Annotated in this window: 23 protein-coding genes and 1 tRNA gene; 14 read left to right on the top strand and 10 right to left on the bottom strand. The window is 64.9% G+C overall.

The window, feature by feature from the left end; all coding sequences use genetic code 11:
• Positions 1–64 precede the first annotated feature (64 nt).
• Positions 65–1,006 (top strand): 2-hydroxyacid dehydrogenase, encoded by a 942-nt coding sequence (locus LB566_RS14630; RefSeq protein ID WP_140496893.1) that lies wholly within the window; start codon positions 65–67, stop codon positions 1,004–1,006.
• 71 nt (positions 1,007–1,077) lie between these two features.
• On the opposite strand, the gene LB566_RS14625 is transcribed toward LB566_RS14630, so the two are convergent.
• Positions 1,078–1,647 (bottom strand): hypothetical protein, encoded by a 570-nt coding sequence (locus LB566_RS14625; RefSeq protein ID WP_224624919.1) that lies wholly within the window; start codon positions 1,645–1,647, stop codon positions 1,078–1,080.
• Here LB566_RS14625 and LB566_RS14620 point away from each other — a divergent pair.
• Both LB566_RS14620 and LB566_RS14615 read left to right on the top strand, forming a co-directional pair.
• Positions 1,624–2,634 (top strand): ligase-associated DNA damage response exonuclease, encoded by a 1,011-nt coding sequence (locus tag LB566_RS14620; RefSeq protein ID WP_224624918.1) that lies wholly within the window; start codon positions 1,624–1,626, stop codon positions 2,632–2,634. The two genes, LB566_RS14625 and LB566_RS14620, sit on opposite strands and share 24 nt — an antisense overlap.
• Positions 2,635–2,872: 238 nt before the next feature.
• Positions 2,873–4,474, top strand: a complete 1,602-nt coding sequence (locus tag LB566_RS14615; protein WP_224624917.1) for a cisplatin damage response ATP-dependent DNA ligase — start codon at positions 2,873–2,875, stop codon at positions 4,472–4,474.
• A 24-nt stretch (positions 4,475–4,498) separates the two neighbouring features.
• On the opposite strand, the gene LB566_RS14610 is transcribed toward LB566_RS14615, so the two are convergent.
• Positions 4,499–5,650 (bottom strand): hypothetical protein, encoded by a 1,152-nt coding sequence (locus LB566_RS14610; RefSeq protein WP_224624916.1) that lies wholly within the window; start codon positions 5,648–5,650, stop codon positions 4,499–4,501.
• A 363-nt stretch (positions 5,651–6,013) separates the two neighbouring features.
• Between LB566_RS14610 and LB566_RS14605 the strand changes: the two genes are divergently transcribed.
• Positions 6,014–6,089 (top strand) — tRNA-Thr (locus LB566_RS14605).
• 20 nt (positions 6,090–6,109) lie between these two features.
• On the opposite strand, the gene LB566_RS14600 is transcribed toward LB566_RS14605, so the two are convergent.
• From LB566_RS14600 to LB566_RS14590, 3 genes are all read right to left on the bottom strand, one after another.
• Positions 6,110–6,808, bottom strand: coding sequence for a hypothetical protein (locus LB566_RS14600; protein ID WP_224624915.1), 699 nt, complete (start codon positions 6,806–6,808; stop codon positions 6,110–6,112).
• Positions 6,805–7,443, bottom strand: coding sequence for a hypothetical protein (locus LB566_RS14595; protein WP_224624914.1), 639 nt, complete (start codon positions 7,441–7,443; stop codon positions 6,805–6,807). Before LB566_RS14595 ends, LB566_RS14600 begins: the two co-directional genes overlap by 4 nt.
• 356 nt (positions 7,444–7,799) lie before the next feature.
• A complete protein-coding gene (locus LB566_RS14590; RefSeq protein WP_224624913.1) occupies positions 7,800–8,621 on the bottom strand; it encodes a membrane-anchored protein in 822 nt (273 codons plus the stop codon).
• A gap of 533 nt (positions 8,622–9,154) precedes the next feature.
• Here LB566_RS14590 and LB566_RS14585 point away from each other — a divergent pair.
• From LB566_RS14585 to LB566_RS14540, 10 genes are all read left to right on the top strand, one after another.
• Positions 9,155–9,343, top strand: coding sequence for a YodC family protein (locus tag LB566_RS14585; protein ID WP_140550142.1), 189 nt, complete (start codon positions 9,155–9,157; stop codon positions 9,341–9,343).
• A gap of 177 nt (positions 9,344–9,520) precedes the next feature.
• Positions 9,521–9,964 carry an EF-hand domain-containing protein gene (locus LB566_RS14580; protein WP_224624912.1) on the top strand — a complete coding sequence of 148 codons (444 nt, stop codon included), beginning with the start codon at positions 9,521–9,523 and terminating at the stop codon, positions 9,962–9,964.
• A gap of 44 nt (positions 9,965–10,008) precedes the next feature.
• Positions 10,009–10,551: an RNA polymerase sigma factor gene (locus tag LB566_RS14575; RefSeq protein WP_224624911.1), complete on the top strand. Its 543-nt coding sequence runs from the start codon at positions 10,009–10,011 to the stop codon at positions 10,549–10,551.
• Positions 10,544–10,690, top strand: a complete 147-nt coding sequence (locus tag LB566_RS14570; protein ID WP_224624910.1) for a hypothetical protein — start codon at positions 10,544–10,546, stop codon at positions 10,688–10,690. The genes LB566_RS14575 and LB566_RS14570 overlap by 8 nt, the downstream gene beginning before the upstream one ends.
• Complete coding sequence (locus LB566_RS14565; protein WP_224624909.1) at positions 10,683–11,135, top strand: hypothetical protein; 453 nt, start codon at positions 10,683–10,685, stop codon at positions 11,133–11,135. The genes LB566_RS14570 and LB566_RS14565 overlap by 8 nt, the downstream gene beginning before the upstream one ends.
• The gene (locus LB566_RS14560; protein ID WP_224624908.1) at positions 11,132–11,581 is read left to right on the top strand and encodes a periplasmic heavy metal sensor; all 450 of its coding nucleotides are present in this window, start codon (positions 11,132–11,134) and stop codon (positions 11,579–11,581) included. The genes LB566_RS14565 and LB566_RS14560 overlap by 4 nt, the downstream gene beginning before the upstream one ends.
• Before the next feature lie 106 nt (positions 11,582–11,687).
• Complete coding sequence (locus LB566_RS14555) at positions 11,688–11,981, top strand: GCG_CRPN prefix-to-repeats domain-containing protein (RefSeq protein ID WP_224624907.1); 294 nt, start codon at positions 11,688–11,690, stop codon at positions 11,979–11,981.
• 152 nt (positions 11,982–12,133) lie between these two features.
• Positions 12,134–13,546, top strand: coding sequence for a DUF1800 family protein (locus LB566_RS14550; protein ID WP_224625051.1), 1,413 nt, complete (start codon positions 12,134–12,136; stop codon positions 13,544–13,546).
• A gap of 28 nt (positions 13,547–13,574) precedes the next feature.
• The gene (locus LB566_RS14545) at positions 13,575–14,813 is read left to right on the top strand and encodes a DUF1501 domain-containing protein (protein ID WP_224624906.1); all 1,239 of its coding nucleotides are present in this window, start codon (positions 13,575–13,577) and stop codon (positions 14,811–14,813) included.
• Between the two features lie 94 nt (positions 14,814–14,907).
• Positions 14,908–16,647, top strand: a complete 1,740-nt coding sequence (locus tag LB566_RS14540; RefSeq protein ID WP_224624905.1) for a sulfatase-like hydrolase/transferase — start codon at positions 14,908–14,910, stop codon at positions 16,645–16,647.
• Between the two features lie 15 nt (positions 16,648–16,662).
• Here the strand turns inward: LB566_RS14540 and LB566_RS14535 are convergent, their stop codons facing one another.
• The 5 genes from LB566_RS14535 to LB566_RS14515 form a co-directional block, all read right to left on the bottom strand.
• The gene (locus tag LB566_RS14535) at positions 16,663–18,246 is read right to left on the bottom strand and encodes an indolepyruvate oxidoreductase subunit beta family protein (RefSeq protein WP_224624904.1); all 1,584 of its coding nucleotides are present in this window, start codon (positions 18,244–18,246) and stop codon (positions 16,663–16,665) included.
• A complete protein-coding gene (locus LB566_RS14530) occupies positions 18,239–20,392 on the bottom strand; it encodes an indolepyruvate ferredoxin oxidoreductase subunit alpha (protein ID WP_224624903.1) in 2,154 nt (717 codons plus the stop codon). Before LB566_RS14530 ends, LB566_RS14535 begins: the two co-directional genes overlap by 8 nt.
• A gap of 45 nt (positions 20,393–20,437) precedes the next feature.
• Positions 20,438–20,920 carry a MarR family winged helix-turn-helix transcriptional regulator gene (locus LB566_RS14525; RefSeq protein WP_224624902.1) on the bottom strand — a complete coding sequence of 161 codons (483 nt, stop codon included), beginning with the start codon at positions 20,918–20,920 and terminating at the stop codon, positions 20,438–20,440.
• Positions 20,920–22,491, bottom strand: coding sequence for a phytoene desaturase family protein (locus tag LB566_RS14520; protein WP_224624901.1), 1,572 nt, complete (start codon positions 22,489–22,491; stop codon positions 20,920–20,922). The genes LB566_RS14525 and LB566_RS14520 overlap by 1 nt, the downstream gene beginning before the upstream one ends.
• 298 nt (positions 22,492–22,789) lie before the next feature.
• Complete coding sequence (locus tag LB566_RS14515; RefSeq protein ID WP_140550154.1) at positions 22,790–23,581, bottom strand: cyclase family protein; 792 nt, start codon at positions 23,579–23,581, stop codon at positions 22,790–22,792.
• Positions 23,582–23,597 lie beyond the last annotated feature (16 nt).

The raw sequence follows: 23,597 nt of genomic DNA, 5'->3' as shown, positions 1-23,597 counted from the left end.
CGGAAAGCCGCCGCGCGCCTTTCCCGCAATTGCTCCAAACCGAACAACAGGACAAAATCCATAAATGGAAAAAGGCAAAATCCTGCTTGCCGTCACCGGCTTTCACCCGCAGCGCTGGCGTGAACTGCTGTCCGCAGAGCGCGAGGTCGTGCTCGAGCCGGACGGCGCCAGCGATCCTTCCATCACCTATGCGGTGGTGTGGAAGCAGCGGCCGAACCTGTTGGGGTCGCTGCCCAATCTGCGCGCCATCTTCTCGATCGGCGCCGGCGTCGACCACATCTTCTCCGATCCCAGCCTGCCGGACGTGCCGATCGTCAAGGTCGTCGCCGGCAATTTGGCCCAGCACATGACCGAATATGTCGTCTGGCGGGTGCTCGATCATCACCGCCAGGGCCTGCTCTACCGGTCGCAGCAGCCGAAGAAGATATGGCGCGAGCCGGCGCAGCGCACCGCTGAAGACATCTCTGTCGGCATCATGGGGCTCGGCAGTCTCGGCCGCGCTGCGGCGTCGGCGCTATTGTCGCTCGGCTTCGCGGTCAATGGCTGGTCGCGCACCGACCGGCCGATGGAAGGTGTCGCGACCTATTGCGGCGAGGCCGGGCTGATCCCGTTCCTCAATGCGACAGACATATTGGTCGTGCTGCTGCCGCTGACGCCGGATACCAAGGGTATCATCAATTACGGCGTGCTGAAGGAATTGCGCAAGCGCAACGGTCTTGGCGGCTCGGTGCTGATCAATGCCGGTCGCGGTCGCCTGCAGAAGGACGCCGACATCGTGCGCGCGCTCGACGACGGCACGCTGAAGGAAGCGAGCCTCGACGTGTTCGAGGTCGAACCGCTGCCGAAGACCAGCCCGCTCTGGGCCCATCCGAAGGTGTTCGTGACGCCGCACGCCGCGGCCACGTCCGATCCCGTCCACCTGGCGCCGATCATGCTGCGCCAGATGGACGCCTTCGAGCGGGGCGAAAAGCTGGAGAACCTGGTGGACCGGAAAGCGGGGTATTAGCGGATCTCGACGCGGCTCGTGCTTCCCGCTGTCCGGCGGGACGGTGAGGGTGGGGTATCGCAGAGGCCAGCTTAGCCGGGCAGAGCGAGCTTCTTCTGCTTGTCCGGCTTGCCGCAATCGCGGCGCTCGATCGACCGGTTCATGGCGTCGATCTCGCCGCTTGCCTTGTCGGCATCGCGCTTGGCCTTGGAGCGCATGTCCGGGATGAACGGGCCAAAACCCATCGCCGGATTGGAGAATGTCGGCTTGGCCTGCTGAGAAAGGTTGTGTTGCTGCGCCAATGCGTTGCGTTGCGCCAGCAACTGGCCGCAAGGCACGCTGTCATATTGCAGTGAGGACTGGACGTTTTCATCCTGGCGCTCGGACATGGAGTTGCCGACACAGCCGGCCGTAATGAGGCAAGATGCCAAGGCCATCATGTTCCAGCGCATGGAAATCCCTCCGTACGACACCGCCCCTGCATAATCCGACACGCGATTGGGGCTTTTTCGCAGCAGAGGCGCCCCGGAAGCCTCAGACCGCGTGGCCTGACTGCTGCCCGGCGGCTGGCTGTAGGACGAGTCAGCAGTCTCTTGCAACAGGCTTCCCGCGCCCGAATTAGCCACTATCTTGGAACAATGCGCGCCAGCGACCTGCTCCATCCCCGGCCCGAGGGCCTTTACTGCCCGCCGGGCGACTTCTTCATCGACCCGGTGCGGCCGGTCAACCGGGCGCTGATCACGCACGGCCATTCCGACCACGCCCGCTCCGGCCACGGCTCGGTGCTGGCGACGCAGCAGACGCTGGACATTATGGGGCTTCGCTATGGCGAGGGCTTCGCAGGCACGACACAGGCGGCCAGACTGGGCGAGCGAATTGCCTTCAACGGCGTCGACATCAGCTTTCATCCGGCCGGCCATGTGCTGGGCTCGGCGCAGATCGCGGTCGAGCACCAGGGTATACGCATCGTCGCCTCCGGCGACTACAAGCGACAGCAGGACGCGACATGCCTGCCGTTCGAGCCGATCGCGTGCGACGTGTTCATCACCGAAGCGACCTTCGGCCTGCCGGTGTTTCGCCATCCGCCAGACGAGGAGGAGATCGCCCGGCTCCTGAAATCGGCGGCGCAGTTCCCCGAACGCTCGCATCTCATCGGCGCCTACGCGCTGGGCAAGGCACAACGCGTGATGCGGCTGTTGCGCGACGCCGGCTACGACAGGCCGATCTATATCCACGGCGCGCTGGCCAAGCTCAGCGACTATTACCAGAGCCAGGGCATCGATCTCGGCACGCTGGAGCCGGCGACGGTGGAAAGCGCCAGCAAGGATGATTTCACCGGCGCCATCGTCGTCGGGCCGCCGGCCGCCTTCGCCGATCGCTGGGCGCGGCGCTTTCCCGATCCGATCTCCTGCTTCGCCTCGGGCTGGATGCGCATCCGCCAGCGCGCCAAGCAGGGTGGCGTCGAGCTGCCGCTGATCATTTCGGACCATGCCGACTGGGACGAACTGACCGCCACGATCAGGGAAACCGGGGCAGAGGAAATCTGGGTGACACACGGCCGCGAGGAGGCGCTGGTGCGCTGGTGCGAACTTGAAGGCATCGCGGCGCGGCCCCTGCATCTGGTGGGGTATGAGGACGAGGGCGATTGATGATGGAGTGCTCGCCAACCGTCACAGCCGAGCTCTACGGCGCCCCCTTCTGGCCTGCCGGCCATCTCCCCCTCAAGGGGGGAGATTGGCAGCTTCATTGGCTCCGCTCTTTGTGCAGCGTTAGCGATTGGCGAAAGCAGATACGATATCCGATCTCCCCCCTTGAGGGGGAGATGGCCGGCAGGCCAGAGGGGGGCGCCTCGCGCCGGGTTTCGCTATTGGCGAGTTGCACCTCGCCATGAACCGCTTCGCCGAACTGCTCGACCGCCTTGTGCTGACGCCGTCGCGCAACGGCAAGCTGACGCTGCTGATCGATTATTTCCGCAGCGTCGAGGATCCTGATCGCGGGCTGGCGCTGGCTGCCATCACCGGCGATCTCAACATTGCCGCGATCAAGCCGGCGATGCTGCGCACCCTGGTGACCGAACGCATGGACCCGGTGCTGTTCGGCTATTCCTACGACTATGTCGGCGATCTCGCCGAGACCGTGTCGCTGGTCTGGCCGCAGATGCCCGGAACCATACCGAACCGTGAGCCGACGCTCGGTGAGGTGGTCGCGAAACTGCAGGCGGCGAGCCGCTCCGACGGCCCGAAAGTGCTGTCAAACCTGCTCGACAGTGCCGGCATCTCGGCCCGTTTCGCCATCATCAAGCTGGTCACCGGCGGGTTGCGCATCGGCGTGTCGGCGCGGCTGGCCAAGCAGGCACTGGCGGATTTCGGCAAGGTCGACGTCGCCGAGATCGAGGAACTCTGGCACGGGCTGTCGCCGCCGTACACAGCCTTGTTCGCATGGCTGGAAGGCAAGGCCGCAAAGCCCGAGAGGGCCGCGCGGGCACTGTTCCGGCCGGTGATGCTGTCCAATCCGGTCGGTGACGGCGATCTCGACAGGCTCGACCCCGCCGACTATGCGGCCGAGTGGAAATGGGACGGCATCCGCGTCCAGGCGGTGTCGGAAGGCGGCATCCGCCGGCTCTATTCGCGCACCGGCGACGACGTCTCCGGCGCCTTTCCCGACCTCGCCGAGGCGATGGTTTTCTCGGCCACGCTCGACGGGGAATTGCTGGTCGGCGATCCCCGGGAAACGACAGGGACGTTCTCGGATCTCCAGCAGCGGTTGAACCGCAAGACGGTGTCACTGAAGATGCAGCAGCAATACCCGGCTTTCATGCGTTGCTATGACCTTTTGCAGGTCGGCGCGGAGGATTTGCGGGGGTTGCCCTTCCGGGAGCGGCGCGGCCGCCTCGAAAGCTTCGTGAAAACGCTCGACCCGAGCCGCTTCGATCTTTCGCCATTCGTCGCGTTCTCGGACTGGCAGGCGCTGGAGGACCTGCGCCGGGCGCCGCCGCACCCGATCATCGAAGGCGTGATGCTGAAGCGCTGGGATTCGCCCTATGTCGCCGGCCGGCCGAAGGGCCCGTGGTTCAAATGGAAACGCGACCCGCACACGGTGGACGCCGTGCTCATGTACGCCCAGCGCGGCCACGGCAAGCGCTCGAGCTTCTACTCCGACTATACGTTCGGCGTCTGGTCCGGGGCGGAAGGCGAGGAGGAACTGGTGCCGGTCGGCAAGGCCTATTTCGGCTTCACCGACGAGGAATTGAGGCAGATCGACAAATATGTCCGCGACAACACGATCGAGCGTTTCGGGCCTGTGCGCTCGGTGCGCGCCGACCGCGACAACGGACTGGTACTGGAAGTGGCCTTCGAAGGGCTCAACCGTTCGACGCGCCACAAATCCGGCGTCGCCATGCGTTTCCCCCGCATCTCGCGGCTGCGCTGGGACAAGCCCGCCAATGAGGCCGACCGCATCGAGACGCTGCAGACGCTACTCGATCGTTGATCGCACCCTTTCCGGTGCCGGCCCTCAAGGCTCGATGGAGACGCGGATCTCGTAGATGTTGACCGCCTTGCCCTGCTTGTCGAAATCGGAGTTGATGGCGATCGTCCCGGCCGAGCCGGGCCGCTTGTCGGGGAATTTCACGTCGAACAGATATTCGTTGCGCTGCTGGCCGACCGCATAGCGTTTGCGGCCGCAATCACCGAGCTCGCCGAAATTGCAGTCGATGGAGATCTGCGTGTCCTTGCCATCCTCGGCGCGGGCGACGATATCGAACACGGCATGCTTGCCGGCGAGCTTCTCCAGCACGCCTTGCCCCACATCGAAGCTGATCGCCGAACCGGAAGCGCCGGACTGGATGCGCAGGAATGGCCCGGAATCGTCCTTCATCGCTTCCGCCTTGGCATCCGACGGGGCGCTGACATGCGCCGGGTCGGTGGGCGAAAACACGTTGATCCAGTTGCGCGCCTGATCGGCAGCGCCAGGCTTTTCCGGCCCGGTCTCGCCATCCGCCGGCGTGAAATCGTCGTCCTCGACGGTCGGTGGCGCTTCGGGCGGCGCGGTGTCGAGCTGGGCCTGGGTCTTGAACACGCCGGTCTGCATGGCGAAAAACAGACCGATGCCGACCGCGGCGAGCAGCGTCACGGTGAGGAAAATGGCGGTCAGTGGCAGGCGCCGGCCCCTGATGCGCCTCTCGTCGCGATCGGGCGCCACTTCAGCCGTGGCTTCGGACGAAGCAGGAGCCGACATATCGATGGACGGCACGCCGGGAAGGGTCGCATCGGGCATGATGTCTGGAACGACCGGCAAGACGCGCGAGCGCGGCGCATCGGCAGCGGGCTGTGCAGGCTCGTCGAGCGAAACTGCGGGCGGTGCGGCGCTCTCGCCGGTTACGGCGGGCGCGACCGGGCTCGCCGGAAGCTCGACCGCAGGTGCATCGGACTCAGCCTGGGGAGCGGCATCCGGCACCGCCGGCAGGAATTCGGATTCGATTTCGGTGATCTTGGCCTGTATCGCCTTACGGCGCTTGATGGCGAGTTCCACCGTCACGCCGGGATTGGCCTGGAGCGCACGGTCGAGCGCGGCGAAAGCCGAGCGATAGACCTTCTCGCGGTACCCGCGGTCCTCGGCATTGCCTCGTTCGAGGGCGTTCCGGATCGCTTTTTCGATTGCGTCCAAGCGAGATCCCTCTGTGCGTTGCCCAAACCTCGCCATGATCGTTAGCCGCAGCCGACCAATCAATCAACGGGCGAGCGTCCGCATTCTGCCTCGTTGGAGTGTCCAAAGTCCATCTTGGCGGTATTCCGGCAACGAAATCAACATGCTTCATTGATCTTTGCCGGCACGGAGGCACGGGCCAAGCGCCATGTCCCGGCCGATCGGTAAAGGGCGTGGCAGCCGGCTTTGTCGGCGATGTGTCGGGGCGGAACGACGCGCAACACGAATTGCCGGGCCGCATCCTGAATTCGCGATCGCCCATCTTGAATTCGCCGTCGGTTGAGTCTATCACCCAGCCCATCTTGGAGGCCTAACGCTTCCCGGGCCGCTTTAGCTCAGTTGGTAGAGCACATCATTCGTAATGATGGGGTCGCGTGTTCGAGTCACGCAAGCGGCACCACTTCCCGTCCGCTGCCGTCCTTACGGCATCTGTCCCTGCCACAAGGGCAATCCACTTTCCGTAGCGAATTCTTTGTCCTCGGCGTAGATCGGTTCGCCTCTTCTCACCACCCGTCGAAGCAGATCCGCATCTTCGTTGGCGTGATATCGAAAGGCATTTCGGGTGTCGTATCCATGCCCGGCCTGGGACAGGGAAAACCCGCTGACCACCACAGGGGCGAAACCGGCGAAACGCGCCAGTATGATCGCGAAGGCTCCGGTGGAGATTTTCCGGTGCCAGCCGCGGAACATATGATACTTGCCGCTAAGCTGCCAGACGACGTTGGCAAGCTGCCATTTGGTAAGCGCCTGCAAGGTTTCATAACGATAGTTGAAGGTGCGACAACCGGCTTTCAGCTTGTCCTCGACATCAGGCCAAACCGGGATGATCAGGTGCTTTGCCTGCCGTCCGTTTAACAAATCACGCTTGTAGAAATCCTGCTCGCTGGCATCGACGAAAATGCCGCGGCGGATCACGGCGATATCGGGAACGGGGAGGCCGACGGTTTCCGCCAAAAGCTGGGAAGCATTGACGGTCACAAGTGCCCAATCGGCATCATATCCCTGCGGGAGGCGAAAATTCGGCGCCGACCCCATCACCAAGGCGGGCCCCGTGGCCCTGGGCAGGCGAAGAATTGGCTTTGAGAAGGCTGGCAAGAGATCCGAAAGCGGAGTTTTCATCCGGGAATCTGGACCGCCTGTTCCTCAAACGCGCGCAGGATGCTCTCTTCCCGGCTCCACAATTCGTCCCATTGCGTGGTCCCGGACCAGCCCGCAAACCAAGGGCCGCCGAGCGTGTAGTGCGCCAGAGAGACATCGGCGGGATCGAGTTCGGAAGCCGAAGCCCCGACGAGATAGTTCCACGCCAGGGGCAATTCGCCGATCTCATGATCCTCAAGCCATTTGAAGGCGTGGAGGTCACGTCCGGGCCACGTATTGAGCATCTCCTTGGTCAACCGCTTGTTGGCGGGATGATCCAGATTCCATAAAACGACCGACGACCAGTTTTTGCGGCGATAGAACGTCTGCGTTTGTCCGTCCATCTTGACCGCTTCGGATTCGCGTTGCTGGTGCTTGACCGCCATGATCGCGTAGGAAGGATCGAGTAGATCGAGCAGCTTGACCGGATCCTTCAGGAACAGGACGTCGCAATCGCAGAACATGGCCCAGCCGCTCTGCCTCATGAACGGAACGGCAAAGCGCGATATGGCGAACTCGGTCGCCATCGGTGCCTCGGAAATCGGGCACCAGAGCTTACCGTCACGGACTTCCATCGGTCGCGTCATGATTCCTTGGGCTACAAGGTCCTTGAGCACGAGCGGCTGTATCTGCAACGGGGTGCTTGTCCGCCGGTAGGCGCTCCATCGCGCCACGTCTAGAACTCGGGATTCGCGCGGATCATAGCCAATGTAGATTGGTATCATGTGGCAGTTCTACAATCTGATGTGAATTTACACGAATCTAGCATGGCAGCACTGGACGCGGAAGACCAGAAGCACATTCGCCAATGCCGTGCGTCTGGTTGCCAGGACCGTTTCATCTCGAAAGGTGTGGATGGTGTTTTGCGCGACAAGAGCCAGCCACCGCATCGCGCCTCTTCACGACGGAGCTGTCCATCAGATCGTCGCACTCACATTTCAGACAGCTCACCAGCAAGCCACATCGACCGTTGTCATTGGACCTCACATCTCCTGGCCTGGCCCGTCCAGAGTGGCAGACCGAGTGAGTCCGCCACATGCGGATCGCTCGTATAAAGGGGGAAACCGAGCGCCAACAGCGCTAGCAGGGTGGCACGGTCGGAGCCGACGTGCATCCGGTCGATGTTCAGCTTGTTGTACACATGGCCGTGCGAACCCGGGTCAATACCCGTGATGATCACGGCCGGCGCGCCGTTATGCAAGGCGTAAAGGACCGCTGTGATCCCGGTCGAGAACTTCTCCTCCAGATGCATCTCGAAATTGGGCACACCCATCACTGCTTCGTAGAGCGCCATGCGCTGGTGGCGGGTCATCGTGCGCAGGTCGCGGCAGCGGTAGTTGAAGGCCGCGATGTTGCAGCGCAATTCCTCCATCGTGCGGTGTGCGCGCACAATCCAGAGCAGATCGGTTTCCTGGCCGGTCAAGACGGCGCGCACGGCCAAAGCGTTGGGCTTGGTCGCGTCAAGCTGGTTGACGTAAAGAAATGTTGCGTCAGGGGTCCCCATCCCCCAGCGGGCTGTGACGGTCTGCGAGCCATTCACGGTAAAGAGTGTGAAAGCATCGCGCTGAAAACCCACCGGCGGGTTTGAGACCGGCGCGGAGCCCACGACGAGGACCGGCTTTGTAAGCGGCACAGGGTGCCGTGGCGCCTGGGGGTGCAGCAGGCGATATAACAGTTTCCGCTTAACCACGAGAAGCGGGTGGTCGAACAAGCGCTTGCGCAGCGGCTTCTGTGCATCGGGATTCGCTGCGCTATGCTCTGCAATCTCTAGAGCGATCCCCTTGGCCTTCGCCAAAACTGTCCTCCTCTCAATGCTTCCCGGGCATGTACTCGCCTGCCAGCCCTCGTTGATCAGCGGCCTGATCGTTGGGACAGGCAGCAACCATGACGCGACGAATCATTTCCTCCGGCGCTCTGATGGGAACCCCTCGCCTTTCCCCAAGCGCTTCAAGTCTCTTTCAGTCAATGTCGCAACTCTACTGTATTCGGAATCAGGATGCATACGGGTTGCTTTTGTTTGTTGCTTCTGATCACGGCGCAATAAGATCCCGTTCGAAACTCACAGTGCCGGATCCGCAGCATCGCAGAAGCGATAGCAGCGCTCAATACTCGGCAGATGCCAATCTCGGCCAGCCGAACGGAAATTTCAACATCCAATTTCGACAACCAACGGCAACACACATTGCTGCATATGCGGCCGGATCTACAACCCGACCGGGCCCCAAAACGCCGCCTGGCACTGTGGATCGCGATGCTGGTCGAACGCATCCGCCATTGTCGAGACCGAGGTTTGATGTGAAACTCCCGGCGTCAGCATGGGAGGCCAAAATGCCCAACAGTTTCAAGACCGGAGACGTCGTCAAGCTGAAGTCCGGAGGCCCGAAGATGACGATAAGCGACGGTGCCGCCTCCGGCACATATATGTGCCATTGGTTCAATCGCGAGGGCGATGTGTGGACCCCGCAGCATGCCGGCTTCAAGCCGGACCAGTTGGTGATGGCGGACCAATCGACATAATTCCTGCCCTTCGGCTGAAGGGTTCGAATATGGCGCAAGCAGCGCCCGATCGGGCGCATTGTTGCGGCATTCGCCCGCCGGCACAAAAGTCACCGACGGATTTTTCCCGCCGCTGCGTTTAACGGGAGAAGCGTCGCCACGGCACAACGTGGCAGCGCGCCAACCGGAGACGCCAGCATGATACGCCGTTCGATCCTTGCCGCTGCCTTGAGCCTGCTGACCGCCACGGCGTTCGCCCAGACGGCGACACAGCCTCCGGCCGCGACGCCACCTTCTGCACCGCCCCCCGCTGCCGCGCCAGCCACGTCAAAGACCAGGCCCGACATCACGCTGGCCAAGTTCCAGAAGCGGCGTGAAAAGGCGGTCATGGCCGCCGACACGGATGGCGACGGCAAGATCAGCCTGCAGGAATGGGAGGCCTTCCAGGCAAAGCGTGGCACCAAGGGCGACCCGACACAGTCCTTCGCGCGCGCGGACTCGGACCATGACGGCTTCATCGACCGCGCCGAACTCGATGCCCTCTTCGCCAAGCGCTTTGCCAGGCTGGACAAGAACGGCGACGGCGTTCTGAGCGTCGACGAAATGCCGGGCCACAAAACCGCTCCCAAGGCGGAGCAATGAACGGGGGTAATGGCACGCGATGACCATCAGGAGTGCGCCAGCCGATGAGCGCGGATCCGGACGAGGAGCTGGTTCGCCGTGTCGGCGCCGGCGATCCGGCGGCCGTGCAAACGCTCGTCGCGCGCAAACTGCCGCGTATCCTGGCGCTTGCCGTGCGCATGCTGGGCGACGCGGCGGAGGCCGAGGATGTCGCGCAGGAGACTTTCGTCCGAATCTGGCGCCATGCTTCGAGCTGGCGGCGCGGCAATGCCCGTTTCGACAGCTGGATCCACCGGGTGACGCTGAACCTTTGCTACGACCGGCTGCGCCGCCGCCGCGAATGGGTGACAGACGATTTGCCGGAGGTGACAGACCCGGCGCCGCTTCCGGATGCCCAGCCGCGGGAAGACACGCAGCGCGTCGAACATGCCTTGCAAGCCATCGCGCCGCGCCAGCGCGAAGCCATCATCCTGGTCTACTATCAGGGCATGTCGAACATCGAGGCGGCCACGACCCTGGAGATCAGCGTCGATGCCCTGGAGAGCCTGCTTTCGCGCGGCCGCAGGGCGCTGCAGGCGATCCTGGCCAGGGACCGTGTCCATGAATGAGAACCGCGCCGGCATGAAGGCGCAGCGTTCGCGCCTTGCCGACACCGCCTGGCGGCCGGCCCCGACGATCGCCGCCCCGTGCGGGCACGCGATGCCAGCAGGCAAGGGGCCAACAGGCAAGGGAAAGACCAATGTCTGACCGATCCAGGGACGCACCGACGATGGATGCCGAACGCTTTGCCGCGCTAGCGGGAGCCTATGGCGGCGATTTGCGGCGATGGCCGCAGGCCGAACGCGCGGCGGGCAGCATCCTTGCCGCAAGCGACGCGGGCGCGGCCATTCTGAGGGACGCCGGCAAGCTCGACGCCCTGCTCGACAGCTATCGCGTCGAAGCGCCCGGCAAGGCGCTGCACGGCGGCATATTGAGGGCTGCCGACGGTCATCTTGCCCAACGCTGGCGCCAGCGTCTGTGGTGGCTGGGGCTCGGACTTGCCGGCATCGGCCTGGCCGGCGCGGTTGCCGGATCGGCTTTGGTGATCGTCGCCACTCCCCAGGTTCAGCCCGATCAGTATGTGCTGGACGCCAATGCGACGGCGTTCGGCGATGCCGGTCCCGACGGCGACACGATCGAGGAAAACCTATGAGCACGGGCCGCAAGCTCCTCATCGCGTCCGTTGCGCTCAACGTCTTCCTCGCCGGCGCCCTTGCCGGCGGGGCAGTCTGGCTGAGAAGCGGCAAAGCGGGCCAGGGCTATTCGCTGGAAGCGGCCGGAGGCCGGCTTCCGGACCAGGAACGCAGGATATTCCGCAAGGCGCTGCGTGAGGTCCGGCGCGAATCCCGCCAGGTCATTCTCGACGGCCAGCAGGCCAGGCGCGAGGCCGCCGACCTGCTGCGTCAGCCCGCCCTCGACACCGCAGCCCTGACAGCCGCGCTCGAGCGGGCCCGCAACGCCGATGTCACCATGCGCGCGCGGCTGGAGCAGCGCATCGTCGAGTTCGCCGCGGCGAGTTCCGCCGAGGATCGCGGCGTGCTGGCGGAGGGGCTGACAAGACGCGCGGGGCTGCCGCCGGCGGCAAAAAAATCGCCATAAGCACCGACGGAATGCGCCGAAGCCGCCGTTTAAGGCAAGAAGGGCACACCTGCCGGACCGCCCGGTACGAACAGGTTTTCAGCTTCGAGACCATTGGAGTATCGTCATGAACCGTCTCACACAATACGCGGCCGCCGCCGCGCTTGCCTTGACCGGAACGGCCGCGACCGTTGCGGCGGCATCCGCCGTGCCAATGATGGCCCAGCCAAGCGCCCCGGCGCTGATCGAGCATGTGGCGTGGGGTTGCGGCCCCGGCTGGCATCCCAATCGCTGGGGGCGCTGCGTGCCTAACCGGGTGGTGGTGTATCCGCGTTATTACCGGCCCGGCCCAGTATTCCACGTCTGGCACCCCCATCGTGTCTGGCACCCACATCGGGTCTGGCACCGCTGGCATCACTGATAAGTTTTGGCGGGCCGGGCGCGCTTCACCGACCGGCCCGCTCCACCGCAGCAGCCGATCCGACCTAAGCGCATCGCGCCGAAAACGGGGTTCATGCGCCGCGCTGGGCCTGAACAAGGAGAGCTGACGTGGCTATCCCGGCCAAAGGCTCCATGCCGCCAGATGCCGCCCTGGTCGCGTTCAACCGCTTCGGGCTTGGGGCGCGGCCGGGCGATCGAGACAGGCTGCTCGGCGATCCGCGCGGCTATCTCAAGGCGGAACTCAGACGGCCCGACATTGCCCTGATTTCGCTCGACGATCCGGTCTATGCGGATCTCAAGGGCAGCACGTTCGCCATCCAGGCGAGCATGGCGGAAAATCTCCAGCGCAAGCTGGACCGAAAGCGGATGGCGGCGGTGGATGGCGCCCCGGCAGCATCGCCCGCGGTTCCGGCCAAACCCGCCATGCCGCGCAGCGAGGGCACGCTGTTCCGGGCCGAAGCACAGGCACGCTTCGACAAGGCCTTGCGGGCCGAGGCCGGTTTCATCGAACGCCTGGTCTATTTCTGGTCGAACCATTTCTGCGTCTCGGCGGCGAAGGGCGCCATCGTGCGGGCCAGCGCCGGCTCCTTCGAGCGCGAAGCCATCCGCCCTTTCGTGCTTGGCCGCTTCGCCGACATGCTTCTCGCGGTGGAGCGTCACCCGGCGATGCTGTTCTATCTCGACAACCAGCAATCGGTCGGTCCGGATTCGCGCGCCGGCAGGAACCGCAAGCGTGGCCTCAACGAGAACCTCGCCCGCGAAATCCTCGAACTGCACACGCTCGGCGTCGGCGGCGGCTACACCCAGGCGGACGTCACCAGCTTCGCGCGCATCCTTACCGGCTGGACCATGGCCGGGCGGGAAGGACGGCTGGGCGAACCCGGCAATTTCGTCTTCAACGCCAATGCGCATGAGCCCGGCGATGCGATGCTGCTCGGCAAGACCTATCCGGCCGGCGGCATGGGCCAGGCCGAGGCCGCGCTCAACGATATCGCCCGGCATCCGGCGACGGCGCAGCATATCGCCGCCAAGCTCGCCCGCCATTTCATATCGGACGATCCCCCGCAGGCTGCGGTCGCCCGCCTCGCCACGGTCTTCGCCAAGCGCGACGGCGATCTGCGGGCGCTGGCCTCGGCCCTCATCGACATGCCGGAGGCCTGGTCGACGCCACTGGCCAAGATGCGCTCGCCGTTCGATTACGTCGTCGCCGTCAGAAGGGCGGCCGGCCCAGGCCCGGCGAGCGGTCCCGGCCAATCGCTTGGCTGGCTCGCCGCGCTGGGCGAGCCGCTGTGGCAGCCGCCGGGGCCGAACGGCTTTCCCGACCGGGCGGACAGTTGGGCATCGGCAGCGGGCATGAAGACCCGGCTCGACATCGCCTGGCAGGCGGCCCGCCAGATCAAGGAGATCGGCAACCCCAACGACATGGTCGACGCGATCATCGGCCCCTCCGCCTCGCCGGATACGCGGCACGCGGTCGCCCACGCCGAGTCCAAGCAGCAAGGGCTGGCGCTGCTGCTGATGGCGCCCGAATTTCAGCGAAGATAGGGAAAATGATCCCGGCGGAGACAATGCCATGACCCTGCTGTGCGAAGTGCCTCACCCTTCCCGTCGCTCCATGCTGAAGGCAAGCGGCGCCCTGTTTGCCTGGGCCTATCTGCCCCGCTTTGCCCGTGCCGCCGACAATCGCGACCCGCGCCTCATCGTCATCGTCCTGCGCGGCGCGCTGGACGGGCTTTCGACGGTCGGGCCGGTCGGTGATCCCGATTATGCCGGGCTGCACGGCGACATCGCGCTGTCGCTCGCCGGTCCGCACGCGGCGCTGCCGCTCGACGGCTTCTTCGCGCTCAACCCGGCCATGCCGGTGTTCGCGCGGCTGTTCGGGAACAAGCAGGCGGCGGTCGTGCACGCGGCCGCGACCGGCTATCGCGACCGTTCCCATTTCGACGGTCAGGATGTGCTGGAAAGCGGCTATGCCGGCCCCGGCCATGTCGCCACCGGCTGGCTCAACCGGGCGCTGGCGAGCCTGCCGCCGGGCGAGCGCGTGGCAACGCTCGGCGGGCTGGCCGTCGGGCCGTCGACGCCGCTGGTGATGCGCGGGGCGGCGCCGGTGCTCGGCTGGGCGCCGCAATCCCTGCCTGCGTCCGGCGACGGCCTCGCCGCACGGGTGCTCGATCTCTATCGGCATCGCGACCCGGTCCTGGCGGTGGCTCTGCAAAAAGGGCTCGATGCCGAGCGCATGGCGCTAGAGGGACAGATGGGCGCCAAGGCGATGAAGCCACATGCCGGCCTCGGCAGCGCAGCCGGCATGCGGCAGGCGGCAAAGGGCGCGGCCAGGCTGATGAACGCCGACGAGGGGCCTCGTGTCGCAGCGCTTGCCTTCGACGGCTGGGACACGCATGTCAACGAAGGCGGCGCGACGGGCCGGCTTGCCTCCCTGCTCGGCGGCCTCGACGGCGCCTTCGAGGAATTCGAGACAGGCCTCGGCGAGCGCTGGAAGGACACGGCGATCGTCGCGGTCACCGAGTTCGGCCGCACCGCCCGCATCAACGGCACCATCGGCACCGATCACGGCACCGGCACGGTGGTGCTGCTCGCCGGCGGCGCGATCAAGGGCGGCCGCGTCATAGCCGACTGGCCGGGCCTGAAGCCCGCCCAACTCTACGAACAGCGCGATCTGGCGCCGACCAGCGATGTCAGGGCGGTGCTGAAAGGCCTGCTCGCCGACCAGTTCGGGCTTTCGGCAGCGGTGCTCGGCGACAAGGTGTTCCCGGGGTCCGCGGCGGTGAAGCCGACGCGCGATCTGGTCGTCTGAATTCCCGTTACCTACGGCGGTTAAGGTTAAATTTACTATGGAATTGTTCGAAAGCGGCAAATGACACAAAGCTCCCCCAAAGGAACGCACAGACATGTTCGTGGGGAAAGCAATATCTCGACTTCAAGGGCCTTTGCGGGCCTTCTGCCATCCGCTGGCGTTGGTGCTGATCAGCCTTGCGGGCGTTTTTGGTGCCGGCCGGGCCGAGCATGAATGGCTGTCGGTGCCGTTCTCGCTGACATTGGTGGCGGCGCTCGCGGGAGCCGTGTTCCTGACATCGGGGCGCCTCGCCTTTTCCGTCTATCTTGCCTGGATGGCCGTTGCCCTCGTGACGCTGATCTCGGCGGTGAAATTCCGGATGAAGGGGTTCTCGCTGCACTTCTACGACACGATCTTCGTGTCAACGGATCCGGGAGTGTATCGCTTCCTGCTCGGCTCCTATCTCCACCTCATCCTGCCTGTCGCCGCGGCGTTGGTACTTGGCATCGCCGCAGCGATCCTGATCTTTCGCGCCGACCGGAAGCTTGGCTGGCCCGCATCGGCGCGCGCCCTGCTTCTGGCCGTCCTCGTCACACTGGTGCCGCTGACCTTTCCAGCCGAGGCTTCGAAGGACCGGTACTTCTACTATATGCAGGGCCGGCACATGTCGGCCTTCTTCATCTCACTGATGGATCTGCGCAACCTGGTCGTCGAGCCGGCGTTCGAGAAGCGGCTGCAGGCCGTCGCGCCACAGCCACCCTTCGCCGACACGGTCGACTGCGGCGACCGGACAGCGCTTCCCGATATTTTCTTCGTGTTGAGCGAAAGCCAGTCCGATCCAAGCTATTTTCCGCAGATCGCCAGTGGCGCGGGATTCCTGCAGCGATTTGCACCTGCCGCCGCCGAGCCTCACCCGATGCAGGTCGAGACGTTCGGCGGCGGCACCTGGATCAGCAATTTGTCGTTGATGACCGGGGTTTCGGCCACAGACTTCGGCTGGCGAAGTCCCTATCTGACGATCACGCTACAGGATAAGGTCGCCGGAGCATTGCCGGAGTTGCTGGCGCGCTGCGGCTATCGAACGGCCGTCATGACGCCGATGGACTTTACCTTCGTCAACGAGGGACCTTTTTTGAAGTCGATCGGGTTCGAGAACGTCCTCGACATCAGGGATATCGCCGCGCCCTTCTACCATCTGCGCGACAGTTTCTATTATCAGGCGGCGGAGGCATTCATCGGCAGGCACCGCCGGGAAGACGGCCGGCCACTGTTCCTCGAAATCCAGACCATGTTTCCGCACTCGCCCTATGAGGGGCGGATGGAGCCGGGATTGAAGATGGAAGGCGAGCCCTTCACGGACGATTTCCAGGCCGGCGAATATCTGCGCCGCATGGCGATCGCGCGCGGCGACTTTCAGGATTTTCTCAAGCAGCGGGAAGCGGAGGCCGGCACGCGCGGCGCCGTGGTGCTCGAATTTGGCGACCACCAGTCCTCGGCGACAAAGCCATTTGTCGATGCGACCGCAGGCAGTGACGCGCTGGCCAAGCTTGACTCGCTCGCCTATCGCACCTTCTACACCCTCACGACCTTCCATCATCCACTGCGTCATCCGATGCCTGATATGGCGTCGCTCGATATTGCCTTTCTCAGCGCAAGCCTGCTCGATGCCGCCGGCCTGCCGATGTCACCCCTCATGTCTGATCTGGTGCGGTTGCGTGACCATTGCGGCGGCAGGTTCCATGGCTGTGCTGATCGGGCCGAGGTGGATGCACATCTGCGCCGCCGCGCCGATTCAGGACTGCTGCATCTTTTCCCGCAAGCTGCGCCGCTTCATTCACAAGTCGGAACACAGTGACGTCGCGACGCGGCCTCAGCGTGTCGGCCCGGCCCCCAACGTCGCCACCGTCTTGAGGGCGCCATCGAGCATGTCGCCCTTCTCGTCCTTCAGCGCCGCCTCGCGCAGCCGGCGGATCCAGTCGGCGGCATCTTCGCGCCCCTTGAGCAGGTCGAGCGCCGACAGCACGCGGTCGAATTTCGACTGGGCACGGACATGGGTGTCGCTGTAGCCCTTGATCAGACGGCGGCAGTTGAGGATCTCGACGGCCAATGCATAGTCGTCACGCGCATGGCCCAGCGCCAGCGCGTACCAGCGCTCCAGATGCGCGGCTTCCACCTTGTGGCGCAGCAGCCGGCGGCGCCAGCGGCGCAGGCCGCCGATGAACCACAGAGCGGTGAAGCCGGCAAAACTGTCGGTACGGATGCGCCGGCCGCGATTGATGCGACGGTCAAGGAAGGCGGCGAGCTTCGGCCGGTTCTCGATGTAGCTGCCCAGCGCCGCCGGCAGCGTGCCGCAGAACTCCTCGATGCGCGGATGGAAATACTCGGTCACCTGCAGGACCGAGCCATCCTTGACGCCGACCTCCTTGCGCACGCGTTTGTCGCGGGTCGAGCGCGTTTTGAGATCGGCGACCCGGATCATGTCGTCGTAACATAGGGCGTTCGCCAGATGCTTGGCGGCGGCGATCGAGAGGGCATAGGCTCGATCAGGCCCATCCAGCACGACGGCTTTGTCCAGGCGGTCGAGATATTCGCGCCCATAGGCAATGTCCTGATAGTCCACGACCTTTCGCAGACCGCGCAATGCCATGTCGCGCACTGCCACGGGCATCACGTCGATGCGGGCGGCCAGAGCCTGCCAGCCTTGCAGGAGGTTTTGCGGGCCACGCACCTGTCCGGCAGCAAGGGCGGAGCCGACGACAGCTGCTTTCACCGGTCTTGGTGCAGCGGATGACGCCGTGCCGCGCGCGCGATCATAGGCGGCATCGAAGGCGGCGAGGCTGGCCTTGACGCCGCGGCCGCCGGCGCCGATCGCCTCCTGGTAGCTTTCGCGCGTGAACGGCAGGGCGTCAGAGCCCGCCAGCGCGCCAAGCAGGCTGGCCGAGATCATCGACCCGTTGTCGGCGGCGATCTTTTCCATGTCGAAGGCGATGAAGCGCTTCGATGCGGCTTGCGCCGTCGCGTGCACCTTCGACGATGACGCCCTGCCGTCGCCGGGCTCGATCTTTTCCGACACGGCGGCGATGCGGTGCGAAGAGGTGATCAGCGTCGTGCGCTCGGGGGTGACGAAGCCGCGGATAATGGCGCGGCCGGCTTCCATCAGTTCGGCGGCGATCAATATGTCGACGTCGCCTTGCGAGGGCGACAGCGCGAAGACCGGCAGGCGGCCGGTGTCACGGGCCATCTCGACGTAATAAATCGTGGCGCCGGTGCGCTGGGCGACGCCGGCCACCGAGGTCGATTGCGCGACGTAACCGTTGCGCTCGGCGACATCGGTGATCCAGTCGGCAAGCACGCCGCCGCCCTGGCCGCCGACGGCGAGCACCGCAAGCTTGATAACGCGTTCATCGTCGGCGGCGCCTGTCTTCGGGCGCAGTGAGGCGTTGTGATCAAGCATCGGCGAACACCAGGCGGCGGCCTTCGCGGCGACGCTGCAAAAGGCCGATGACAGCGCGCCGGGCGCTCTCGAGGAAGCGGTCCCAGCGGCTCGGATTGTGCACGACATCGGCGCGATAGAAGGACGGGCACAGCACGGCCGCATCGGCGACCTCGCCGCAATTGCCGCAGCCGACGCAGTTCTGGTCGATGCTCGCGACGGGATCGTCGCGCAGCGGATCGTCGAGCGACTTCACCGACAGCGACGGGCAGCCGGACAGCCGCATGCAGGCATGGTCGCCGGTGCAGATATCCTCATCGACGCCGAACTTCGGTTTGACGACGCGGGTCCCACCCTTGATCGCGTTGTCGACCAGAGGCTTTTCGCGGCGCTGGCGGTTGAGCATGCATTCAGACGAGGCGACGATGACCTTCGGCCCTTTCTCGTCGGTCGTCAGCGCTTCACGCAGCGTGTCCTGCATCTTGCCGACATCATAGGTGCGGTCGACATGGCGCAGCCACTTGACGCCCATGCCTTTCACCGCCTCGGTGATGGGATGCTTGGTCGACTTGGTCTTGTTGCCGGCGCGGGACGACAGGATGTCCTGCCCTCCCGTCGCGGCCGAGTAGAAATTATCGACGATGACGATGACGCCGTCGTTCTTGTTGAACACCGCATTGCCGATCGAGGAAGTCAGGCCGTTGTGCCAGAAGCCGCCATCACCGACGAAGGAGATCGAGCGGCGTTTTGCATCGGGCGAATTGAAGGCCGAGGCCGAGGCCGGGCCGAGCCCGTAGCCCATTGTGGTGGCGCCGAGTTCGAAGGGCGGCATGATCGAGAACAGGTGGCAGCCGATGTCGGATGCGATGTGGTGCTTGCCGAGGTCCTGTTCGACCAGTTTTGTCGCGGCAAAGATCGGCCGCTCCGGGCAGCCGATGCAAAAACCGGGCGGTCGTCCTGGAACGACATTGATGAGGTCCGCCGTATCGACGCCCTCACCGACCTTGTTGGGCGCCCGCACTTCGCCGGGCAGAAGGTGCGGCGCCTCGGCGCGCAGGAAGGCGCCGATGCCGTCGAGCATGACCTGCCCGGTATATTCGCCGGCCATCGGCAGGTGCTCCTTGCCGACCAGGCGGGTGCCACGCCCGGCCTTGTGCAGCATGGCGGCAAAGGCCTGTTCGATGTAATTGGGCTGGCCTTCCTCGACGACCAGCACCGCCTGCTTGCCTTCGCAGAAGGACAGGAATTCGTCGTCGATCAGCGGATACACGGCATTGAGCACGTAGAGCGGCACGTCGGTCCCGCCATAGGTGTCGGCAAGGCCGAGCCGCTGCAAAGCGCGGATGACGGAATTGTACATGCCGCCCTGCATGACGATGCCGATGGAGCCGTGATCGGAACCGAAGAATTCGTTGATCTTGCGGCTCTTGATGAAATCCACCGCCGCCGGCCAGCGCTTCGCGACCTTCTCCTTCTCGTGCAGGAAGGAAGCGGGCGGCAGCACGATGCGGCCGGTGTCGCGGCGCGGCGCTGCAAGCGCATCGGCCACCGTCATCGGCGGCCGCTTGTTGTCCTTGGCGATGAAATGGCCGTGGACATGGCAGCAACGGATACGCACCTGCAGCATGACAGGCGTGTTGGAGGCCTCGGACAGTTCGAAGCCGTCCTCCACCGCCTTGACGATCGAGGGCAGGTTCGGGCGCGGGTCGAGCAGCCAGACCTGGCTCTTCATGGCGAAGGCATGGCTGCGCTCCTGCATGATCGAGGAGCCCTCGCCATAGTCCTCGCCGACGATGATCAGCGCGCCGCCGGTGACGCCGCCGGAGGCGAGGTTGGCAAGCGCGTCGGAGGCGACGTTGGTGCCGACCGTCGACTTGAAGGTCGCCGCGCCGCGGATCGGATAATGCACCGAGGCCGCCAGCATGGCGGTGGCGGTTGCCTCCGAGGCGCTCGCCTCGAAATGCACGCCGAGTTCGCCCAGAATGTCCTGCGCGTCAGCCAGCACGTCCATCAGATGGCTGATCGGCGCACCCTGGTAGCCGCCGACATAGCCGACGCCGCATTGCAGCAGCGCCTTGGTGATGGCGAGGATGCCTTCGCCGGCAAATTCTTCGCCGGCGCCGAGCCTCAGCTTTTCGACTTCCTTGGCAAAAGACCGTTCGGCCATTTTTGGCCTCCTTCCGTTGCCGCCCGGCTTCGGCGGCGCGTAGCTCTAGATGTCGTGCTTGCGAATGTTCTTCAGCATCTTCTGCAATGTCGCGATCAGCGCGGCGTATTCGACGTCGTCCACATCGTCGAACATGGCCTCGAAAGCGTCATGCATGGCCGGCCAGGCACGGGTGAACTCGGCACGGCCTTCGTCGGTCAGGAACACATGGCGGATGCGACTGTCGCTAACCCCCTGCTCGCGCCGCACAAGCCCCTGCCCCTCAAGCGTGTCGAGCGTGCGGCTCAAGGTGGACTGCTCGATCACAGTGTAGACCGAGAGGTCGTTGACGGTGACGCCGTCGGTGACCGACAGCACGGCAAGCGCCCGCACCTGCGAAATGGTCAGGCCCTGCTTGCGGAAATCGTCGCGCAAGGTGGCGTTGTAGCGGCCCATGATGCGGTTCATCAGATAGGGCGCGAATTGCTGCAGGCCGATCTGACCCAAGGTCGAAATGCGCTGGCGCTTTTCCGCGATTTTTTGCTCCATCACAGTCTCCCCGCCAGGAGAAAGCCGGAGCCGCCGCCGAGGCCCGCGCCGGGATGGGTAGAGGCGCCGATGTGATAGAGGTTCTTGATGCCGGTCTGGTGGTTGCGGCTGGTCTTGAACGGCCGCCACAGGAAGGACTGGTCGATGGTCGAGGAACCGCCATAGGGGTCGCCGCCGACCAGGTTGATGTTCATCGCTTCGAGATCGGCCGGCGAATAGGCGCGGCGCGCGATGACGCTGTCCTTGAAGCCATCGATATGGCCGGCAAGGATCGCTTCGGCGCGATCGGCATAGGCCTCGCGCAGGCCGTCGGTCCATTGCCCGTCCGCCGGCGCCTGCAGCTTGCCGGCGGCATCACCCTTGATGTGACGGGGCGCCTCGGGCAGTTGCAGCCACAGGATCGCCTTGCCTTGCGGGCAACGCGAGGGATCGAGCGCGTGCGGCTGGCCGACACAGATGGTCGGCACTTGGGGCAGCATGCCCCGCACCGCCTCGTTGCAGGCCTTCGACACACCGTCCAACCCAGGCGTCAGATGCAGCAGCGCCACCTTGTCCAACCCCTGGCCCCGCCAGGACGGCGGCTTGTCGAGGGCATAGTGGATCTGGAAATTGCCTTTGCCGTAGCGGTATTTTTGCGTCGCCTCGATGTCATTCCCGGGGCTGTCGTTGCCGAGCAGCCGGCCGTAAAGCTGCGTCGGCGTGACCGAGCAGATGACGCTCTTCTTCGCATTGACGGTCTCGCCCGAGGCCAGCCGCACGCCGGTGGCGCGACCTTCGGTCAGGATGATCGAGGCAACGTCGGCGTTGGTGGAGATGACCCCGCCTCGCTCCTTGATGAGCGCCTCGAAGGCCGACAGCAGGTTCTTCGCCCCGCCCTTGACGACCGGTGCGCCCGCAGCCTCCAGCGCGAAGGCGATGACCTTGGCGATCTGGCCGGAGAAAGCATCTTCCGGCCCAAGTCCGGCATGCAGCACCCAGGGCGCCCACAGTGCGCGAATGGTCTCGGACCGATAGGTGCTTTCCAGCCATCCGCGCGCCGGCACCAGCGCTTCGCCGAGAAAGGCGGCCAGCCCGCGCGGGCTCCGCTGCCAGGCATCACCGGCCAGCAACTTCGCCGTCGGATAGGACCACAGGCTGCCGCCGAGCAGGCCGAACAGCAGCCCGGCATTGCGCTCGATGCCGCCGACGTCCTCGGCGTGCCGATCGCCGTCGCCTGCCTGGATCGCATTGAAGGCGGCGATGTTGGCGGCGCGGTCGGTGCCGAGCACCGCATGGCTGCCGTCCGGGCGCAGCACGCCGGTCGGGGTGGCCGCGTGACAGAACTCCAGGCCATGCCGGGCGAGGTCCTTGCCCAGCGCCGCATAGGCCGGCGAGGTGATGAACAGCACGAAGGTCGTCGCCATCACATCATGGATGAAACCGGGCGCGGTGATTTCCTCGGTGCGCATGCAGCCGCCGATGCGGTCGTTGCGCTCGAGCACCAGCACTTTGGCGCCCTTGCCGCCCAGCATCGCCGCGCAGACCAGCGCGTTGATGCCGCTGCCGACGATGATGTGGTCGGGGGCGTTCATTGGCGGTTCCCCGTAGACAGCGGATAAGCTTGGGAGGTCAGCCCTCTACGGCGCCCCCCTCTGTCCTGCCGGACATCTCCCCCTCCAGGGGGGAGATCGAATGTCGTCTCGGATTTCGTCAATCTCCAATGTTGCAAGAAGCGAGCCGTCGGCGAAGCTGCCAATCTCCCCCCTCGAGGGGGAGATGTCCGGCAGGACAGAGGGGGGCGCCGTAGAGCTCCAGCGTTGCCCTTCTCCCACCTCGTCACTGCATCATCGCCCGCGCGCATGATCTTCTCCCGAAGACCGCCACCCTCGCCTATTTGCCCGGCACCAGCGCCAGTGCGCGGATCGGGCTGCCGGTGCCGTGCTCGATCTTGAGCGGCGCGGCGATCAGGATGGCGCCCTTCGGCGGCAATTGGTCGAGATTGCACAGGCTGGCCAGGCCGTAGCGGTTGGCCTTGTGCATCAGCGTGTGGGCCGGGAATGGCGGCTCCATGCCGCCGGCCTTGCCGGCATCGGTGCCGATCGTCTCCGAGCCCCAGCCCTTGATGTCCTTGCTGATCAGGAACTGGATTGCTTCCGCCGTGGGGCCGGGCGTGTGCGGGCCGGTCTCGTTGGCGTTGAGGAATTCGGCTTCCGAGCCGTTGCGCTTGTACCAGTCGGTGCGCATCACCACCCATTCGCCTGATTTGATGGCGCCATGCTTGGCTTCCCACGCCTTGATGTGGTCGACGGTGAGCAGGAAATCATGGTCTGCGGCGGCTTCTTTGGAGCAGTCGATGACATTCACCGGACCGATGAAGTTCTGCGCCGGAATGGTATCGGTGGCGCCGTCGGGATAATCCTTGCCGCTGATCCAGTGCTGCGGCGCGTCGAAATGCGTGCCGGAATGCTCGCCGAGCTTCAGCCAGTTCCAGGCCCACCAGGGACCATTCTTGTCGTAACGGGAGATGTTATGGATCTCGACCTTCGGCGTGTCGACGGCGAGTTCGGGCGGCAGTTTGATCAGCGGCGTGTCGGGACCGAGCGGCGCCGACAGGTCGACCACCTTGATGGCGCCTGAAAGAAGCTGGCCGGCGACCTCGCCGAGGAGTTTTTGCGTGTCCATGGTCTCTGTTCCCTCT

The organism is Mesorhizobium sp. CA13 (genome assembly GCF_020165235.1).
Lineage (GTDB): Bacteria > Pseudomonadota > Alphaproteobacteria > Rhizobiales > Rhizobiaceae > Mesorhizobium.
This window is presented reverse-complemented; position numbering and strand designations above follow the sequence as displayed.

Bases quoted from the DNA above. Each gene is read 5' to 3' on its own strand.
- LB566_RS14630 (WP_140496893.1), top strand. From the start codon at position 65: ATGGAAAAAGGCAAAATCCTGCTTGCCGTCACCGGCTTTCACCCGCAG.
- LB566_RS14620 (WP_224624918.1), top strand. From the start codon at position 1,624: ATGCGCGCCAGCGACCTGCTCCATCCCCGGCCCGAGGGCCTTTACTGC.
- LB566_RS14625 (WP_224624919.1), bottom strand. From the start codon at position 1,647: ATGGAGCAGGTCGCTGGCGCGCATTGTTCCAAGATAGTGGCTAATTCG.
- LB566_RS14615 (WP_224624917.1), top strand. From the start codon at position 2,873: ATGAACCGCTTCGCCGAACTGCTCGACCGCCTTGTGCTGACGCCGTCG.
- LB566_RS14600 (WP_224624915.1), bottom strand. From the start codon at position 6,808: ATGAAAACTCCGCTTTCGGATCTCTTGCCAGCCTTCTCAAAGCCAATT.
- LB566_RS14585 (WP_140550142.1), top strand. From the start codon at position 9,155: ATGCCCAACAGTTTCAAGACCGGAGACGTCGTCAAGCTGAAGTCCGGA.
- LB566_RS14580 (WP_224624912.1), top strand. From the start codon at position 9,521: ATGATACGCCGTTCGATCCTTGCCGCTGCCTTGAGCCTGCTGACCGCC.
- LB566_RS14575 (WP_224624911.1), top strand. From the start codon at position 10,009: ATGAGCGCGGATCCGGACGAGGAGCTGGTTCGCCGTGTCGGCGCCGGC.
- LB566_RS14570 (WP_224624910.1), top strand. From the start codon at position 10,544: ATGAATGAGAACCGCGCCGGCATGAAGGCGCAGCGTTCGCGCCTTGCC.
- LB566_RS14565 (WP_224624909.1), top strand. From the start codon at position 10,683: ATGTCTGACCGATCCAGGGACGCACCGACGATGGATGCCGAACGCTTT.
- LB566_RS14560 (WP_224624908.1), top strand. From the start codon at position 11,132: ATGAGCACGGGCCGCAAGCTCCTCATCGCGTCCGTTGCGCTCAACGTC.
- LB566_RS14555 (WP_224624907.1), top strand. From the start codon at position 11,688: ATGAACCGTCTCACACAATACGCGGCCGCCGCCGCGCTTGCCTTGACC.
- LB566_RS14550 (WP_224625051.1), top strand. From the start codon at position 12,134: ATGCCGCCAGATGCCGCCCTGGTCGCGTTCAACCGCTTCGGGCTTGGG.
- LB566_RS14545 (WP_224624906.1), top strand. From the start codon at position 13,575: ATGACCCTGCTGTGCGAAGTGCCTCACCCTTCCCGTCGCTCCATGCTG.
- LB566_RS14540 (WP_224624905.1), top strand. From the start codon at position 14,908: ATGTTCGTGGGGAAAGCAATATCTCGACTTCAAGGGCCTTTGCGGGCC.
- LB566_RS14535 (WP_224624904.1), bottom strand. From the start codon at position 18,246: ATGCTTGATCACAACGCCTCACTGCGCCCGAAGACAGGCGCCGCCGAC.
- LB566_RS14530 (WP_224624903.1), bottom strand. From the start codon at position 20,392: ATGGCCGAACGGTCTTTTGCCAAGGAAGTCGAAAAGCTGAGGCTCGGC.
- LB566_RS14525 (WP_224624902.1), bottom strand. From the start codon at position 20,920: ATGGAGCAAAAAATCGCGGAAAAGCGCCAGCGCATTTCGACCTTGGGT.
- LB566_RS14520 (WP_224624901.1), bottom strand. From the start codon at position 22,491: ATGAACGCCCCCGACCACATCATCGTCGGCAGCGGCATCAACGCGCTG.
- LB566_RS14515 (WP_140550154.1), bottom strand. From the start codon at position 23,581: ATGGACACGCAAAAACTCCTCGGCGAGGTCGCCGGCCAGCTTCTTTCA.